The organism is Microbacterium sp. ARD31, assembly GCF_031844425.1.
Genome location: NZ_JAUZVE010000003.1, coordinates 355,016 through 371,406, shown reverse-complemented (window position 1 = coordinate 371,406; position 16,391 = coordinate 355,016). Strand labels below are relative to the sequence as shown.

Sequence of the window (16,391 nt, the reverse complement as noted above, 5' to 3'; positions counted from 1 at the left end):
GCGGCATCGCGGACCCGCCCGCCGACCACGGGCGTCACGACCGCGACGAGGGCCAGGATGGGGGCATGCACCTGCCTCCGCTGGCCGACCTGCGCGCGAGCGCGCGGGTGGTCGCCCTCCCGCTCCACACCCGCTTCCGCGGCATCGACGTCCGCGAGGCGCTGCTGCTCGAGGGACCGGAGGGGTGGGCCGAGTTCTCGCCCTTCGTCGAGTACGACGACCGCGAGTCGGCGGCGTGGCTCGAGGCCGCGATCGAGTACGGCTGGGAGCGCACGCCCGCGGCGGTGCGCGACACGGTCCCGGTGAACGCGACGGTGCCGGCGGTGGCCGCGGCATCCGTCCCCGAGGTGCTCGCCCGGTTCGACGGATGCCGTACCGCGAAGGTCAAGGTCGCCGAGCCCGGGCAGACCCTTGCCGACGACGTGGCGCGCGTGCGGGAGGTGCGCGCCGCGATGGGACCCGAGGGCCGCATCCGCATCGACGCCAACGGCGCGTGGAACGTCGACGAGGCCGAGCACGCCGTGCACGCCCTCGCCGGCTTCGACCTCGAGTACGTCGAGCAGCCGTGCGCGACGGTGCCCGAGCTCGCCGAGCTGCGCACCCGCATCCGCTGGATGGACATCCCGATCGCCGCCGACGAGAGCGTGCGCAAAGCGGACGACCCGGTCGCCGTCGCCCGCGCGGGCGCGGCGGACCTCCTCGTGATCAAGGTGCAGCCCCTCGGCGGCGTGCGTCGTGCGCTCGAGATCGTCGCCGAGGCGGGGCTGCCGGCCGTCGTCTCGAGCGCCCTCGACACCTCGGTGGGCCTGGCGATGGGCACGGCCCTCGCCGCGGCCCTGCCCGACCTCGCCTTCGACTGCGGGCTGGGCACCGCGTCGCTGCTCGCCGCCGACGTCGCGGCGGAGCCGCTGCGGCCGCGGTCCGGCGCGCTGCCGGTCGGTCGCGTCACCCCCGACGCCGCGCTGCTCGACGGCCACGCCGCGGAGCCCGAGCGGCTGGACTGGTGGCTCGCTCGCCTCGAGCGCTGCCACGCGATCCTCGCCGAGTAGGCGTCAGGCCTCGCCGACCAGCAGCGGCACGAGCTGCTCGAGGCGCGACTGCATCGCCCGGTTCGCCTGGCGCTCCGACAGCCGCTCGAGGGCCGCCTGCACGCTGCACTGCTCCGACACGTCCAGCAGCAGCGAGGCCGCGTCGGCCACCGGCATCCGCAGCGGCAGTCCGTGGCGCTCGCTCACGTCGCGGACGATCGTCTCGATGCGGCCCAGCATCTGCGCCCGCCACGCCAGGAACGCCTCCGCCAGTCGCGGGTCGCGGAGCGCCTGCGCCCGCACCTCGCTGAGCAGCTGCGGCTCCATGCGTTCCGCAAGCGACATGTCGGCGATCTGCCGGACGAGATCGAGCGGACTGTCGGTGCCGGAGAGCCGCCGGACGCGCACCGACACCTCGTCGAGCTTGTCCTCCGAGAGCCGCGTGATGAGGGCGAGGAAGAGTTCGTCCTTGGACTCGAAGTTCGAGTAGAACGCGCCGCGGGTGAACCCCGCGCGCTCGCAGATCATCTCGACGGATGCCGCGTCGAGCCCGACCTCGGCGAACACCTCGTGCGCCGCCTCGAGCAGGCGCGCTCGCGTGTTCTCTCGACTTCGCGTCATCTCACACCCATCCCTCAGGCTCGGCACCGGCATGCGGGTCTACGATACACATGTGTATCGGATACAGCGCTGTATCGAACCCGTCCGACTCTGACCAGGAGCGCCCGTGTCCACCATCCTCTTCACCCTCGGCCGATGGGCCTACCGCCACTCGTGGCGCGTGCTCATCGCGTGGCTCGTCCTGCTCGGGATCGTCGGCGGCGGCGTCGCCCTCTTCGCCAAGAGCACCGACAACTCCTTCTCGATCCCGGGCACCGAGGCGCAGCAGGGTCTCGAGCTGCTGAACCGCACGTTCCCGCAGGCGAGCGGCGCGAGCGCGCAGCTCATCGTCGTCGCACCCGAGGGCGAGACCGTCGAGGACCAGCCGCTCCGGGGAGAGATCGACGACCTGGTGACGACGCTCGGCGACATCGACGGTGTCACTTCGGCGACCTCGCCGTTCGACGAGATGGTCGACGGCCTCGTCTCCGACGACGCCCGCGCGGCGCTCATCCAGATGCAGTTCGACGGTCAGGCGACCGAGGTGTCCGACGCGACGATCGCCGCGGTCGAGAAGGCCGCGGCCGACTTCCACGACCAGCTGCCCGCCGGGGCGCAGTCGGCGCTCGGCGGCGACCTGTTCGCGGCGTCCATCCCCGCCCTCTCGATCGTCGAGGTGATCGGTGTGCTCGTCGCGCTCTTCGTCCTCATCGTGACGTTCCGCTCGTTCGCCGTCGCCTGGTTCCCGCTCGTCAGCGCGCTCATCGGCGTCGCCCTCGCGATCGCTCTCATCTTCGTGTCGACCGCGGTCACGACGATCTCGTCGACCACCCCCATGCTCGCCGTGATGCTGGGGCTCGCAGTGGGCATCGACTACGCGCTGTTCATCGTGTCGCGACACCAGGATCAGGTGCGCGCGGGCATGGACCCCGAGGAGTCCGCCGCCCGTGCCGTGGGCACCGCGGGCTCGGCGGTCGTGTTCGCCGGCGTGACGGTCATGATCGCCCTCGTGGGCCTCAGCATCGCCGGCATTCCGTTCCTGTCGACCATGGGCATCGCCGCCGCCGTCGCCGTCGCCGTCGCGGTCACCGTCGCCGTCAGCCTGACGCCCGCCCTGCTCGGTTTCGCGAAGGGGCGCGTCGTCGGCTGGGGCGGACGGATGCTGCAGCGCGGCGTCCCGACGCGACGCCGCAAGAAGGAGGCCGACGAGGCCGAGGCCGAGGCCGAGGCCGACACGACGGATGCCGCGCCCGCGGCCCCCGCCGTCATGCCGCCCAACCGCTGGGTGATGCTCGTGACGCGGCATCCGATCATTGCGACGGTCGCCGTCATCGTCGGACTCGGCGTGATGGCGATCCCGTCCGCGAGCCTGCACCTCGCCCTGCCCAACGCAGGCGTGCAGCCGCCGTCGAGCCAGGCGCGTCAGGCCTACGACCTGAACGCGGAGTACTTCGGCGCGGGGTCGAACGGCCCCCTCGTCATGACCGGGACGATCGTGACCTCCACCGATCCGCTCGGCCTCATGGAAGACCTCAAGAAGGAGGTCGAGGCGATCCCCGGCGTCGAGCGGGTCGCGCTCGCCACGCCGAACGAGACCGCCGACACGGGCCTCATCCAGATCGTGCCGACGACGGCTCCCGACGATCCCGCGACCGCCGACCTCGTGCGCGAACTGCGGTCTCACCACGACGAGTGGGAGAAGGAGTACGGCGTCGACCTCAAGGTGACCGGCTACACCGCCGTCGGCATCGACGTCTCCGATCGTCTGGGCGCGGCCCTGCTGCCCTTCGGGATCTTCGTCGTCGGCCTCTCCTTCATCCTCCTGATGATCGTCTTCCGGTCCATCTGGGTGCCGCTCAAGGCGACCCTGGGCTACCTGCTGTCGATCCTCGCCGCCTTCGGCGCGGTCGCCGCGGTGTTCGAGTGGGGCTGGCTCGCCGACCTCCTCCACGTCACGCGGACGGGCCCCGTCATCAGCTTCATGCCGATCATCCTCATGGGCGTGCTGTTCGGCCTCGCGATGGACTACGAGGTCTTCCTCGTCTCGCGCATGCGGGAGGACTTCGTCCACGCCGCGCGCGCCCGCGGGGGCCGCGCCGACCGCGCGACCGCCGTCGCCGCCGTCCGCTCCGGCTTCACCGCCTCGGCGCGCGTCGTCGTGGCCGCGGCCGTCATCATGTTCGCCGTCTTCGCGGCGTTCGTCCCCGAAGGCGACAGCTCGATCAAACCGATCGCGCTCGGGCTCGCCGTCGGCATCGCCGTCGACGCCTTCCTCGTGCGCATGACCCTCACCCCCGCCGTCATGGCCCTGCTGGGCGAGAAGGCGTGGTGGATGCCGCGCTGGCTCGAACGCCTGCTGCCCAAGGTCGACATCGAGGGCGAGGCGGTCGAGCACGAGCGCAGCCACGCCGACTGGCCCGAGCCGGACTACCGCGGCGCGCTGGCGGCCGACGACCTCGAGGTCCGCGCCGAGACCGCCGACACCGACCTCACGCTGTTCTCCGGCGCGAGCGTCCGGCTCGACGACGGCGGCACGCTCCTCGTGACCGCCGACGACCCGCACGTCTCGCGGGCGTTCCTGCTGACCGTCGCCGGGCGCATCGAGCCGGCGTCCGGGCTCCTCCGGGTCTCCGGGCACCTGCTGCCCGGGCGCGCGCCGTGGGTCCGCGCCCACGTCTCGGTCGCCGACCTCGCCGGCGCCGACGCCCCTCTCAGCGAGCTGCGCAGCGCCCTCGCCGGGCGCGCGCGCTTCGTCGTGATCGCCGGGCTCGACACCCTGACCGGGGCATCCCGCGATCAGGCCGCCGCGCTCCTCCGCGACGCCGCCAACGCGGTCGCCGCGAAGGCCGGTGCGCTGACGATCGTCGCCTCGGCGCGCGACCTCGACGCGGCGCGGGCCCTCCTCGGCGACGCCTACCGGCCGAGGCCCGAGCTCCTGCGCCTCACCGCCCCCACCCTCCGCACGACCGACGCCGACACCCAGGTGATCCCCTCATGACTCTCCCCCTCGAACGCGCACAGACCCGACGGCCCGTCTCGTGGCTCACGCTGCTCGGCGTGCTCCTGCTGCCGGCCGTGATCGGCGGCATCCTCGTCGCGGCGCTCTACAACCCGACCGAGCGGCTCGACGCGATGAACACCGCCATCGTCAACAACGACGAGCCGGTGGAGGTGAACGGGCAGACGACACCCCTCGGGCGCCTCCTGACGGCCGGACTCGTCGAAGGCTCCGACGACCTCGACAGCAACCTGACGTGGACGATCTCCAACGAGGACGACGCCACGGAGGGCCTCGAGGACGGCACGTACGACGCGATCGTCACCATCCCGGAGAACTTTTCGGCCGCCGCCACCTCGACCGCCCCCGGCGGCACGCCCGAGCGCGCGACGATCGAGCTGACGCCCTCCCCCGACGCGCGCATCGTCGACGACGCCATCACCAACCAGGTGACGAGCACCGCGGCATCCGTCCTCGGCGAACAGCTGACCACGACCTACCTCGAGAACGTGTTCCTCGGCTTCACCACCCTGAACGAGCAGCTCGGCAAGGCCGCCGACGGTGCGACCCAGCTCGCCGACGGCGCGACGAGCGCCGCCGACGGTGCCGCGCAGCTCGCCGACGGCGCGACGACCGCGGCCGACGGCGGCTACTCGCTCGCCGACGGCGTGCGGCAGCTGTCGTCCGGCGCGTCCGGCATCGCGTCGGGCGCGGGGGCGCTCTCCACCGGCGCGAGCGGCATCGCCGACGGCGCCCGCGGCCTCGCCGACGGGGCCGGTACCGCGGCGGACGGCATCGACCGGCTCGCGGACGGCGCCGACCAGCTCGCGGACGGCGCGGCGAAGACCTCGACGGGCCTCGACGAGTGGGCCGCCGGTGCGCGGCCGATCGCCTCCGGCACGCAGGAACTCGCCGACGGGCTCACGAAGGCGGCCGAGCAGACCGCGGCCATCCCCGCGGTCCCGAGCGGCATCGTCGACGGGATCAAGGCGCTCACCGCCGACGGCGCGCAGAACCGCGAGGCGGTCACGGCCGCCGTCGAGGCGATCTCGGCCGCCGCCGAGGCCTGCGATCCCGCGGTAGCGGGGGCCGAGTTGTGCGATTCGCTGACGGATGCCGCGGCCCAGGCGACGACGGCGCTCCCCGGCCTGCAGGCCACCGTCGGCGACGCGGAGCAGCTCGCGAAGGACATCGACACCCTCGCGAACTTCGGACCGACCCTGACGCAGGGGCTGCAGACCTCCGCCGCCGCGGCCCAGCAGCTCGCGACCGGGATGGGGCAGCTCGCCGACGGCGCCGATCAGCTCGCCGGCGGGGCGGGCCAACTGTCCACCGGAGCCGCCGGGCTCGCCGACGGGGCAGGGCAAGCCGCGACGGGTGTGCGCCAGCTCGCGGGCGGCGCCGACCAGCTGGCGGGCGGCGCAGACCAGCTCGCTTCGGGCGCGGGGCAGCTGTCGACCGGGGCTCAGGCCCTCGCCAGCGGCGCGGGGACCGCCGCCGACGGAACGGACCAGCTCGCCGACGGCGTCGGCGCGCTGGCGACCGGGGCCGGCGAGCTGTCGACCGGCGTCGGCAAGCTCGCCGACGGCACCGGTGACCTCGCCGGCGGCCTCGACCAGGCAGTCGACGGTGTGCCCTCGTACACCGATGCGCAGGCGAAGGACCTCGCCGCGGTCGTGGCCGAGCCCGTCGTCGCCGACGGCACCGGCACGTCGCTGTTCGGGGCCTCGGCCGTCCCGCTCCTCGCGACGCTCGCCCTCTGGTTCGGCGGCCTCGCGTCCTTCGTCGTGCTGCAGGCGATCCCGCGCACGGCGCTCTCGTCGCGGCGGTCGTCCGCGGCCCTGGCGCTCCGCGCGCTCGCTCCGGGCGCCGCGGTCGGCGCGCTGCAGGGCCTGCTCGTCGCGGGTGTCGTCCAGCTCGCCGCCGGGTACGAGCTCGGCGCGTGGGCGCTGTTCGCGGCGATGTGCGTGCTCGCCGGTGTCGCGTTCGCCGCGGTGAACCACGCGCTGGTCGCCCTCCTCGGCGGCATCGGGCGCTGGGTCTCGGTGCTCGTGGGTGTCCTTGCGGTTGCGACGGGCATCGTCTCCACCGTTCCGGGCACGCTCCTCGACGTGGCCGGGCTCCTGCCGACGGCCCCCGCCTACACGGCGATGCTGGCCGCATTGACGGATGCCGGGGGCGGCGCCCCCGCCGCGATCGCCCTCGTCGTCTGGACGGTGCTCGCGATCGCCGCGAGCGTGCTGGCCGTCACGCGGCACCGCTCCACGTCCGCCCGCGCGGTGCTCGCCCAGCCCGCCTGAGCGGCGCCGCCGGCCCGCGCGCCTGCCACTGCCACTGCCACTGCGACTGCGAGCCTCCTCGCTCACATCCGCCGAATCACCAACCGGCTGCCGAATCACCACCGGATTGCGGGCAGGCCGGTGGTGATTCGGCGCTCGAGTGGTGATTCGGCGCACAGGCCGGCTCGAGCGCGCGGAGCGCGGGCGCGGGGCGCGGGCGCGGGCGCGGGGCGCGGGACGACCGCGCGGGTCAGTGGGCGAGGCGGATGCCGGTGGTCATCGTCAGCTCGACGCCACCGGGGACCTCGGCCGAGGCCAGGGCGACCGTGATGGCCTCGACCTCGGCGAGCGAGGTCAGGTGCGTGCCGCCGCACGGCAGCTCGACGGCGCCTTCGGGCAGCTCGCAGCGCCACGTGCGCCGACCGGCGAGGGTGCGATCCTCGCGATGGACGCCGATGGCTCCGGGCGTCTCGGCCCAGCCGGCGAGCGTCGCGTTCGCGCGCTCCTCGACGGCGCGCAGGTCGTCGAGCGCAGCGGGGTCGAAGCCCTTCCGGCGCAGCGACTTGCCGATGCGGTAGACGTCGGTCGAGCCGTACGCCGTGATGCGGGACGTCTGGATCGCGAGCATGTCGAACGCGGGGTGACCCGCGGCATCCGTCGGAACCTCCTTCGTCCACGCATCCGCGAGGGCGGCGTCGAGGGCGAGGGATGCCAGGTGGCAGGCGGTGTGCCCGGCGGACAGCGCAGCGCGCAGCTCGGGATCGACGTACGCCTCTACGCTCTCGCCGACGGCGGGGGCAGGCGCGTCGACGACGTGGACGACGACGAACGTCCAGCCCTCGGCGCCCATGCGCACCGGGAGGTCCGAACCGATGACGAGGTCGCCCTCGCGGACTCCCCCGGTCAGGGCGGTGACGACGGGAAACTCGCCGGACGAGCTTCGCAGCACGCCGACGTCGGCGGGCTGATCGGGCCAGGCGGTGTCGACGGGGTGGAACGGAGTGCGATCGAGGACGATGCCCGTCCGCCCGTCGGCGAGTAGCACCGCGTGCACGACGGTCGCCGTTCCGGTGACGTCCCCGTCGGGGTAGGTCACGACGGTGGCGGGGATCTGCGTCACGAGGCTCAGCTGGACAGGCCGCTGTAGGAGTGCAGGCCCTTGAAGAACTGGTTCACGATCGTGAAGTTGAACAGCACCGACGTGAAGCCCACGATCGACAGCCACGCCGACCGGGTGCCGCGCCAGCCGCGCGTCGCGCGGGCGTGGATGTACCCGGCGTAGACGACCCAGATCACGAAGGTCCAGACCTCCTTCGTGTCGAAGCCCCAGTAGCGGCCCCACGCGTCATTGGCCCAGATGGCGCCGGCGATGAGGGTGAAGGTCCAGAGCACGAACCCGATGATCGCGAAGCGGTAGGCGAGGGATTCGAGGACGTCGGCGCTCGGCAGGGTGCGCAGGAACGGCAGGCGGGTGCGGGGCGCGGCATCCGACCCCACCGCGGCCAGCGCGAGGCGCTCGCGGCGCGACTGCAGCAACTGCACGACCGAGAGCGCGAACGCGATCGCGAAGAACGCCGACGCCAGCGACGCGACGAAGACGTGGATGACGAGCCAGACGCTCTTGAGCGGGTCGGACAGCGGCACGACCTCGACGTAGTACGCGAGGGCGGCGCCGCCGAGGAGGACGACGATGAGGCCGTTGATGAACGCGCCGAGGAAGCGCAGGTCGTACCTGACGAGCACCGTGAGGAAGACGGCGACGACGAGGAGCGTGCCGGTAAGGGCGAACTCGTAGTTGTTCGACCACGGCACCCGGCCCGCCGCGATGCCGCGCGTCACGTCGGCGCCGAGGTGGAACAGCCACGCGATCGTGGTGAGCACGACACCCAGTCGCGCGAACAGGTAGCGTCCGCGCTGCGACGGCGCGGCCTCGAGCGCGATCTTCGCGGCGGCCTCCTCCGCGCGGATCTCGTCGATCGTCTGCCCGCCGCCGGCGGCGACGAGCGTGCGCGCCTGCGTCTTGGCCTTGGCGTCCTGGGCGGCGATCGCGAGCTCGGACCGGCGCGCGAGGTCGACGGTGAAGGCGAGGAAGCCGAGCGTGTAGATCGCGATCGCGGTCCACAACAGCAGGACGGAGATGTCATCGAACGACATGGGGTCCTCCAGAGGAGATGGGTGGTTTCAGTCTACGTTCGCCGGGCTGACCGGGGCGGATGCCGGTTGCTCACCCAACGCGGTGCCGTGGCGGCGGGCGAGGTCGGCGACCGCGACGGCGATGGCCGGGTCCTCGCCGCGGGCCAAGCCCGCGTACTCGATGCGCACCTCGTCGTCGCCGACCGGGGTCGCCTTCACCCACATCCGGCGGCGCGGCACGAACAGCGCCGTGAACAGCCCGAGCATGGCGAGGATCGCGAACACGAGCACCCACGTGGCGCTCGAGTCGTTGTTGATCGACAGCGAGACGTACCGCTTGACCGACTCGGGTGCGCCGGCGCTGCGCTCATCCTCGAAGGTCACCGTGCCGCGGCCGCCGGGCAGGTCGATCGTCTGCCCGGGTGAGAGCTCGAGCGAGGGGGCGTCGGCGTTGCGGCCCGCGATCTCGGTCATGCCGTTGGTGTCGAGCGCGTACACCGAGCGCGGCGTGCCGTCGTCGATGCCGAGGTCACCCTCGTACACGAAGAAGGTCAGCCGCGGGTCGAGGAGGTCGCCGTACGCCGACGTCAGCGCACCGGTGTCGAGCTCGGCGACCGTCGGGTAGAAGAAGCCGACCATGCCGAGCTGCTCGCCGCCCGTGTCGGGGATCTTCACGACGCCCTGCGAGGTCATCGTCGCGCTCTGCGGCAGGAACGGGACCGACTCGCTGAACACGACGTCGCCGGTGCCGTTGCGCACCGTGATCGTCGGCGCGTAGCCGTTGCCCATGAGGTAGACCCGGTCGCCAGCCATCGTGATCGGGTGGTTCACCTCGATCACCTGGTCTTCGGGGTCCTGACCCGGGAAGCGGGTCGTGACGTGGGCGGCGAAGTCGCCCGCCTGCCCCGAGCCGGGCGCGTAGGTCACGTCGAACCGATCGAGGGTGATCGAGTACGGCGTCAGCGCCTCGGTGTCGACGAACCGGCCGGGGTTGAACGACGTGTAGCCGAGGCCGAGCGAGTTGACAAAGCCGTCGCCCTCGGTGATCACGGTCTGCCCCGTGTAGGTGAAGCCGCCGCCGATGCCGACGGACAGGAGCACGCCGACGAGGGCGCCGTGGAAGATCAGGTTGCCCGTCTCGCGCAGGTAGCCGCGCTCGGCCGAGACCGAGGCGACGCCGTTCCGGTCGTAGCGCTCGACGCGGTAGCGGGCCGAGCGCAGCTGCGCCTCGGCGAGGTCGACGGCGTGCGCGGCGTGCCCCGCGGCATCCTTTCCCTCGGGCACCGCGACCGTCGTCTCGCTGTGGTCGGCGAGCCGCGAGAGCCGCACGGGGGTCCGCGGCGGGCGGGCCCGCAGCGCCTTCCAGTGGTGCTTCGTGCGCGGGAGGACGCATCCGATCAGCGAGATGAACAGCAGGATGTAGATCGCCGAGAACCACACCGAAATGTACACGTCGAACAGCTGCAGCGCGTCGAACGTCGGGTACAGATCGGGGTTCGTGGCGCGCCACTGCGTGACGCCGTTCGGGTCGGCGCTGCGCTGGGGCACGAGCGATCCGGGGATTGCGGCGATCGCGAGCAGCAGCAGGAGGACGAGGGCCGTCCGCATGCTCGTCAGTTGACGCCAGCCCCACCGGAGCCACCCGACGAAACCCAGCGCGGGCTGGGTGATGCCGTCGGACTCCTCGCGCCCGCGCACGGCGGGGTCGAGGCGGTCCTCGGTGCGGTCGAGGTGGTCGCCCGGTCGGAGCGGGCCGTCGACGACGTCGGCGCGCGGGTCAGAGGAACGTCGGGACACCGGCCACCACCCCCTGGAACGAGGCCATCAGGGTCGTCCAGATCCCCGTCACCATGAGGAGGCCGAGGAGGACGAGCATCGCACCGCCGATGATGTTGACGACGCGGATGTGGCGGCGGATGAACGCGACCGACCGCGTCGCCCACGACGCACCGAGGGCGAGCAGGACGAAGGGGATGCCGAGGCCCAGCGAGTACGCGACGGCGAGCAGACCCGCGCGCGTCGGATCGGCCTGGCTGTAGGCCATGCTCAGGATCGTCGCGAGGGTCGGGCCGATGCACGGCGCCCAGCCGACGCCCATCGCCACCCCGAGCAGCGGCGCCCCGACGAGTCCGAGGTTCTGCGTGAGCGGCGGACGGTAGGTGCGCTGCGCGAGTCCGAACACTCCCACGAAGATCAGGCCCATGACGATCACCACGGCGCCGAGCACCCGCGTGATGACCTCTTCGTACTGCAGGAAGAGGCGCCCGAGGCTTCCCGCGAACACCCCCATCGACAGGAACACGACGGTGAACCCGGCGATGAACAGCAGCACGCCGACGACGAGTCGGCCGCGTCCGACGGCGGGACGGGCGGGTGCCGCGGTCGCCGTGGCGACGCCGGTGCCGGATGCCGCGGCCCGGGCCACCGGCATCCGTCGTCCCTCCTTCGGGGTCATCGCGCCGCCGAGGAAGCCGAGATAGCCGGGGACGAGCGGGAGGACGCAGGGCGAGAGGAACGAGACCAGACCGGCGAGCGCGGCGATCGGGATCGCGATCCAGAGCGCCCCGTCCGCGACGACCGCGCCGGGGTTCACTGCTCCTCCGCCAGGGTGTCCTCGACGAGGTCGCGGAGGGTCGTGGCATCCGGCAGCTGGCCGAACAGGCGCGCGGCCACGCGCCCCTCGCGGTCGACGACGAGGGTCGTCGGGGCCGCCTGCAGCGAGGTCCAGTCGGCGAACGCGAGCTTCAGGTCGACGTCGCCGCGGGCGAGGATCGACGGGTAGGTGATGCCGTAGGTCTCGTCGAACGACGTGGCCTGCTCGGGGCCGTCGTAGATGTTGACGCCGAGGAACTGGGCGCCGTCGGCCTTCGTGTCCTGGAACGTCTCCTCGAGGACGGGCGCCTCGGCGCGGCAGGGGCCGCAGGCGGCGTACCAGAAGTTCAGCACGACGACGTCGCCCGCGAAGTCGTCGCTCGAGATCGTCGACCCGTCGACGGCGGTCCCCGAGAACGAGAGCGCCTCGCCGCGCTTGTCGGCGGGGATCGTCTCGACCCGCCCGTCGCTGGAGATGAAACCCTGTGTGTTGCCTTCGCGGTAGAGGTTCGCGAGGTCATCGTTCTGCCCCGAGCAGGCGGCGAGGCCCGCGGTGAGCGCGATCGCCGCGACGGCGGCGAGGATGCGGCGCCTCATACGGCCCCCACGTCCACGGCGCCCGTGGTCGGGGCGGGCTCGACGTAGTCGACCTCGCGCCACACGTCGCCCGCGAGCTCGAAGCTCGTGATGCTCGACAGGTCGCACCGGCGTCGGCGCGGGTCGTGCCGCAGCGGCAGGCCCGCGACCGAGAGGTGCGTGATCCAGATCGGCAGCTGGTGCGAGACGATGACGGCGTCGCCCGACGGGGTCCGGTTCCACGCGTCGCGCATCGCGGCCTGCATGCGCTCGACCACGTCGAGGTAGGCCTCGCCCCAGCTGGGGAGGGCGGGGGTGCGCAGGTGCCACCAGTTGAGCGGGTTGCGCAGGGCACGCTGCATCCGCTCGCCCTCGAAGACGTTCGTCGGCTCGAGGACGCGGGCGTCGATGACGGGCGTGAGGCCGAACAGCTCCGCGATCGGCGCCGCGGACTCGCGTGCCCGTTCGAGGGGCGAGGACACGAGCGACTTCACCGGTCGCCCCTGCGCCTTCAGGTGCTCGGCCGCGAAGCGTGCCATGTCGCGGCCGTCGTCGCTCAGATGGAAACCCGGGAGGCGTCCGTACAGCACGCGCTCGGGGTTATGGACCTCCCCGTGGCGCACGAGATGGAGGCGGGCGGCGGGCACCCCTCCAGTCTACGTGCGGCCCTCCTATGCAGGGCCTGAGCGCCGGTCGCGCACGGCGGCGCGGATGCGGACGAACAGGAACCACGCCACCAGCAGGACGACGACGACGATGACGATGTTCTGGAACACCCCCGCGTACTGCTCGACGATGTGCCAGTTCTCGCCGAGGAAGAAGCCTGCGAGCACGAAGATCGAGTTCCAGATGAGGCTGCCCGCCGCGGTGAGGAGGCCGAACTTCCACCAGCGCATCTTCGAGACGCCCGCCGGGATCGAGATGAGGCTGCGGAAGAGGGGCACCATCCGGCCGAAGAACACGGCCGCGGACCCGTGACGGTCGAACCAGGCGACCGTCTTCGTGACGTCCTCGCCCTTCATGAGCGGCATCTTCTCGGCGACGCGCGTGAGGCGCTCGGCGCCGAGCACGCGGCCGAGCCCATACAGGAGGTAGGCGCCGGCGACCGATCCGAACGTGGTCCAGCCGATCGCCTCGGCGAGGGTGAACGAGCCGCGCGACGCGGCGAGACCGGCGACCGGCAGCACCGCTTCGCTCGGGATCGGCGGGAACAGGCTCTCGAGACCGACCGCGATCGCCGCGCCGATCGGACCGATCGTCTCCATCAGCGTCACGAGCCAGTCGGCCAGCGCGGAGAGCCAGGAGCCGCCGCCGGAGCCGGAGGCGGACGCGGCGTGGAACATGTCGGTCATCGGGTGCTCTCTCGCGCTCGGTGATCGGATGCCCGGCCGGGCCCCCTGTGGTGCTCCAGCTTAAGCGGGCGGGCATGGGCGCCGGCTGGGTGCCGCGTAGACTCGTCCCTCGTGAGTGAACGCACCCTCGTCCAGCAGCTGCAGTCCCGTGAAGACGGTCCCGTCTCGGTCTCCGGATGGGTCGAGACCGTCCGTGATCAGAAGAAGGTGCAGTTCGTCATCCTCCGCGACGAAACCGGCGCGGTGCAGCTCGTGAACCCCGCGACCCGTCCGGCCGAGGACGGCACGGAGCAGGATGCCGCGGCCCTGGCGCTCACCGACCTGATCTCGAACCTGTCGACCGGCACCTTCCTGACCGCGACGGGCGAGCTCAAGCACGACGAGCGGGTCAAGCTCGGCGGTGTCGAGATCAAGATCAGCGGACTCGAGATCGCGGCCGCCGCCCTCCCCGAGACGCCGATCGCGGCCGACTCGGGTCTCGACAAGCGCATGGACTGGCGCTTCATCGACCTGCGCCAGCGCCGCAACAACCTGGTGTTCCGGGTGCAGACGACCCTCGAGCACGCGATGCGCTCGTACTGGATCGAGCGCGACTACATCGAGGTCCACTCCCCCAAGCTCATGGCGTCGCCCTCGGAGTCCAACGCCGAGCTGTTCGAGGTTCCCTACTTCGAGGAGAAGACGGCCTACCTCGCGCAGAGCCCGCAGTTCTTCAAGCAGATGGCCCAGGTCGCCGGCTTCGGCAAGATCTTCGAGATCGCCCCCGCGTTCCGCGCCGACCCCTCCTTCACCTCGCGCCACGCGACCGAGTTCACCTCGATCGACGCCGAGATCAGCTGGATCGACTCGCACGAGGACGTCGCGCGCATGCAGGAGGAGCTCCTGCAGACCGCGATCCGCGCCGTCGCCGAGAAGCATGGCGACGAGATCAAGGCCCTTTTCGACATCGACGTGGTCGTCCCCGAGCTGCCGTTCCCCCGCATCCCGCTCGCCGAGGCGCGCGAGATCGTCGCGGCCCGCGGCTACGACATCCCCCGCACCGACGGCGACCTCGACCCCGAGGGCGAGCGTCAGATCGCCGCGCACGTGCAGGAGACCTACGGTCACCAGTTCGTGTTCATCACCGACTACCACCCCGAGATCCGCGCGTTCTACCACATGCGCGACGACGAGACCGGGCTGACGAAGTCGTACGACCTGCTCTTCAACGGCGTCGAGATCACGACCGGCGCGCAGCGCGAGCACCGCGTCGACGTCCTCATCGAGCAGGCGAAGGAGAAGGGTCTCGACCCCGAGCACCTCGACTTCTACCTCGACTTCTTCCGCTTCGGCGCCCCGCCCCACGGCGGCTTCGGCATGGGCCTGGCCCGTGTCCTCATGCTGCTGCTCGGGCAGGACTCGATCCGCGAGGTCACCTACCTCTTCCGCGGACCCACCCGTCTGGCGCCGTAAGGCGAGACCCGCACGTTCGGCAAGCGCTCGGCTTCGGCCGGGCGCTCGTCGTATCGTGGCTGATTCCCCGATGGAAGGATCAGCTGCATGTGGGATGGATGGATGGACTTCGCGATCGCGACCCTCGTCGGGATCGCGGTCGGGATCGTCGTCGCCGTCGTCGCGACGATCGTGCTGGCGATCGTCGCGCGCCGTCGCCGGTGGGCGGGGGTCCTGAGCCGGCAGTCCCGGGCACCGTTCCGGATGCTGCTGCTCGTCGTCGCCCTCTGGGCCGCCGTGCGTGCGGCGTTCCCCGATGACACGTGGCGCGGCATCCTGGATCAGCTCCTCACGATCCTCATCATCGCGGCGAGCGCGTGGCTGCTGGCCTCGCTCGTCGTGGTCGCCACCGACGTCGCGCTCGGCCGCTACCGCATCGATGTGCCCGACAACCGGGTGGCCCGCCGCATCCGCACCCAGACCCTCGTCGTGCGACGCCTCGCCATCGCAATCATCGTCATCATGGGCATCGGGGCGGTCCTTCTGACCTTCGACGCGGTCCGGGCGATCGGGGCGAGTGTGCTCGCGTCGGCAGGGATCGCGTCGATCGTCGCGGGCCTCGCCGCACAGTCCGTCCTCGCGAACGTCTTCGCGGGGCTGCAGATCGTCTTCAGCGATGCGCTGCGTGTCGACGACGTCGTCGTCGCCGACGGCGAGTGGGGGCGCGTGGGCGAGATCACCCTCAGCTACGTCGTGCTCGATCTGTGGGACGACCGCCGCCTCGTCCTGCCGTGCACCTACTTCACGACGACCCCGTTCGAGAACTGGACCCGGAGGGGCTCGGAGCTCCTCGGCGCCGTCGAGATGGACCTCGACTGGAACGTCTCCCCCGACCGGATGCGGGAGCACCTGCAGGAGGTCGTGGCGGCGACCGAGCTCTGGGACGGGCGCACGGCCGTGCTGCAGGTGACCGACGCGGTCGCCGGCTACGTGCGCGTCCGCATCCTCGTGACGGCGAAAGACGCTCCGACGCTCTTCGACCTGCGCTGCCTGGTCCGCGAGGCGATGGTCACCTGGGTGCAGCGCACCCTGCCCGACGCCGTGCCCGTGCAGCGGGTGCGGATGACGGATGCCGCCGGTGCGGCACCGGCCGACGACCCCGCGGCACGCCCCCACGACGGCCTCTTCACCGGCAGCGTCGAGGCCGAGCGCCGCGCGTCGACCTTCACGAACGCGATCCAGATCGTCCGCGAGTCCGACGCGGAGCGCTGAGCGGGCATCCGTTGCCCGGGCGTCACCGTTCGTTCATCCGCCGTGGGCCCGCCATCCATCCGGCGGTCGTAGCTTCCCCTCGTCCCCCCGTGCGCCGCGCTCATCAGCGCGCGCAGGACCACCCGAGAGG

The 16,391-nt window shown here is 72.1% G+C and carries 13 protein-coding genes; 5 read left to right on the top strand and 8 right to left on the bottom strand.

Going from position 1 to position 16,391, the window contains the following annotated elements:
• Positions 1-65: 65 nt before the first annotated feature.
• Positions 66-1,049, top strand: coding sequence for an o-succinylbenzoate synthase (locus Q9S36_RS12225; protein ID WP_311285372.1), 984 nt, complete (start codon positions 66-68; stop codon positions 1,047-1,049).
• 3 nt (positions 1,050-1,052) lie between these two features.
• Here the strand turns inward: Q9S36_RS12225 and Q9S36_RS12220 are convergent, their stop codons facing one another.
• The gene (locus Q9S36_RS12220) at positions 1,053-1,649 is read right to left on the bottom strand and encodes a helix-turn-helix domain-containing protein (protein WP_311285371.1); all 597 of its coding nucleotides are present in this window, start codon (positions 1,647-1,649) and stop codon (positions 1,053-1,055) included.
• A 106-nt stretch (positions 1,650-1,755) separates the two neighbouring features.
• On the opposite strand from Q9S36_RS12220, the gene Q9S36_RS12215 reads away from it, so the two are divergent.
• A complete protein-coding gene (locus tag Q9S36_RS12215; protein WP_311285370.1) occupies positions 1,756-4,626 on the top strand; it encodes an MMPL family transporter in 2,871 nt (956 codons plus the stop codon).
• Positions 4,623-6,926, top strand: a complete 2,304-nt coding sequence (locus tag Q9S36_RS12210; RefSeq protein WP_311285369.1) for a YhgE/Pip domain-containing protein — start codon at positions 4,623-4,625, stop codon at positions 6,924-6,926. Before Q9S36_RS12215 ends, Q9S36_RS12210 begins: the two co-directional genes overlap by 4 nt.
• Positions 6,927-7,155: 229 nt before the next feature.
• Here Q9S36_RS12210 and Q9S36_RS12205 read toward each other — a convergent pair whose 3' ends face one another.
• Genes Q9S36_RS12205 through Q9S36_RS12175 form a run of 7 tightly spaced genes read right to left on the bottom strand, consistent with a single transcriptional unit; the run spans position 7,156 to position 13,558 of the window.
• A complete protein-coding gene (locus Q9S36_RS12205) occupies positions 7,156-8,025 on the bottom strand; it encodes a metal-dependent hydrolase (protein WP_311285368.1) in 870 nt (289 codons plus the stop codon).
• A gap of 5 nt (positions 8,026-8,030) precedes the next feature.
• Positions 8,031-9,059 carry a c-type cytochrome biogenesis protein CcsB gene (ccsB, locus tag Q9S36_RS12200; protein ID WP_253035512.1) on the bottom strand — a complete coding sequence of 343 codons (1,029 nt, stop codon included), beginning with the start codon at positions 9,057-9,059 and terminating at the stop codon, positions 8,031-8,033.
• A 27-nt stretch (positions 9,060-9,086) separates the two neighbouring features.
• Positions 9,087-10,835, bottom strand: a complete 1,749-nt coding sequence (locus tag Q9S36_RS12195; RefSeq protein WP_311285367.1) for a cytochrome c biogenesis protein ResB — start codon at positions 10,833-10,835, stop codon at positions 9,087-9,089.
• Positions 10,816-11,631: a cytochrome c biogenesis protein CcdA gene (locus Q9S36_RS12190; RefSeq protein ID WP_311285366.1), complete on the bottom strand. Its 816-nt coding sequence runs from the start codon at positions 11,629-11,631 to the stop codon at positions 10,816-10,818. Before Q9S36_RS12190 ends, Q9S36_RS12195 begins: the two co-directional genes overlap by 20 nt.
• Positions 11,628-12,227 (bottom strand): TlpA disulfide reductase family protein, encoded by a 600-nt coding sequence (locus tag Q9S36_RS12185; RefSeq protein ID WP_311285365.1) that lies wholly within the window; start codon positions 12,225-12,227, stop codon positions 11,628-11,630. The genes Q9S36_RS12190 and Q9S36_RS12185 overlap by 4 nt, the downstream gene beginning before the upstream one ends.
• Complete coding sequence (locus tag Q9S36_RS12180) at positions 12,224-12,853, bottom strand: histidine phosphatase family protein (RefSeq protein ID WP_311285364.1); 630 nt, start codon at positions 12,851-12,853, stop codon at positions 12,224-12,226. Before Q9S36_RS12180 ends, Q9S36_RS12185 begins: the two co-directional genes overlap by 4 nt.
• 24 nt (positions 12,854-12,877) lie before the next feature.
• Complete coding sequence (locus Q9S36_RS12175; RefSeq protein ID WP_311285363.1) at positions 12,878-13,558, bottom strand: DedA family protein; 681 nt, start codon at positions 13,556-13,558, stop codon at positions 12,878-12,880.
• 111 nt (positions 13,559-13,669) lie between these two features.
• On the opposite strand from Q9S36_RS12175, the gene aspS reads away from it, so the two are divergent.
• Positions 13,670-15,010, top strand: a complete 1,341-nt coding sequence (aspS, locus tag Q9S36_RS12170; RefSeq protein ID WP_311285362.1) for an aspartate--tRNA(Asn) ligase — start codon at positions 13,670-13,672, stop codon at positions 15,008-15,010.
• 87 nt (positions 15,011-15,097) lie between these two features.
• On the top strand, positions 15,098-16,261 hold the full coding sequence (locus Q9S36_RS12165; RefSeq protein ID WP_311285361.1) for a mechanosensitive ion channel family protein: 1,164 nt from the start codon (positions 15,098-15,100) through the stop codon (positions 16,259-16,261).
• Positions 16,262-16,391 lie beyond the last annotated feature (130 nt).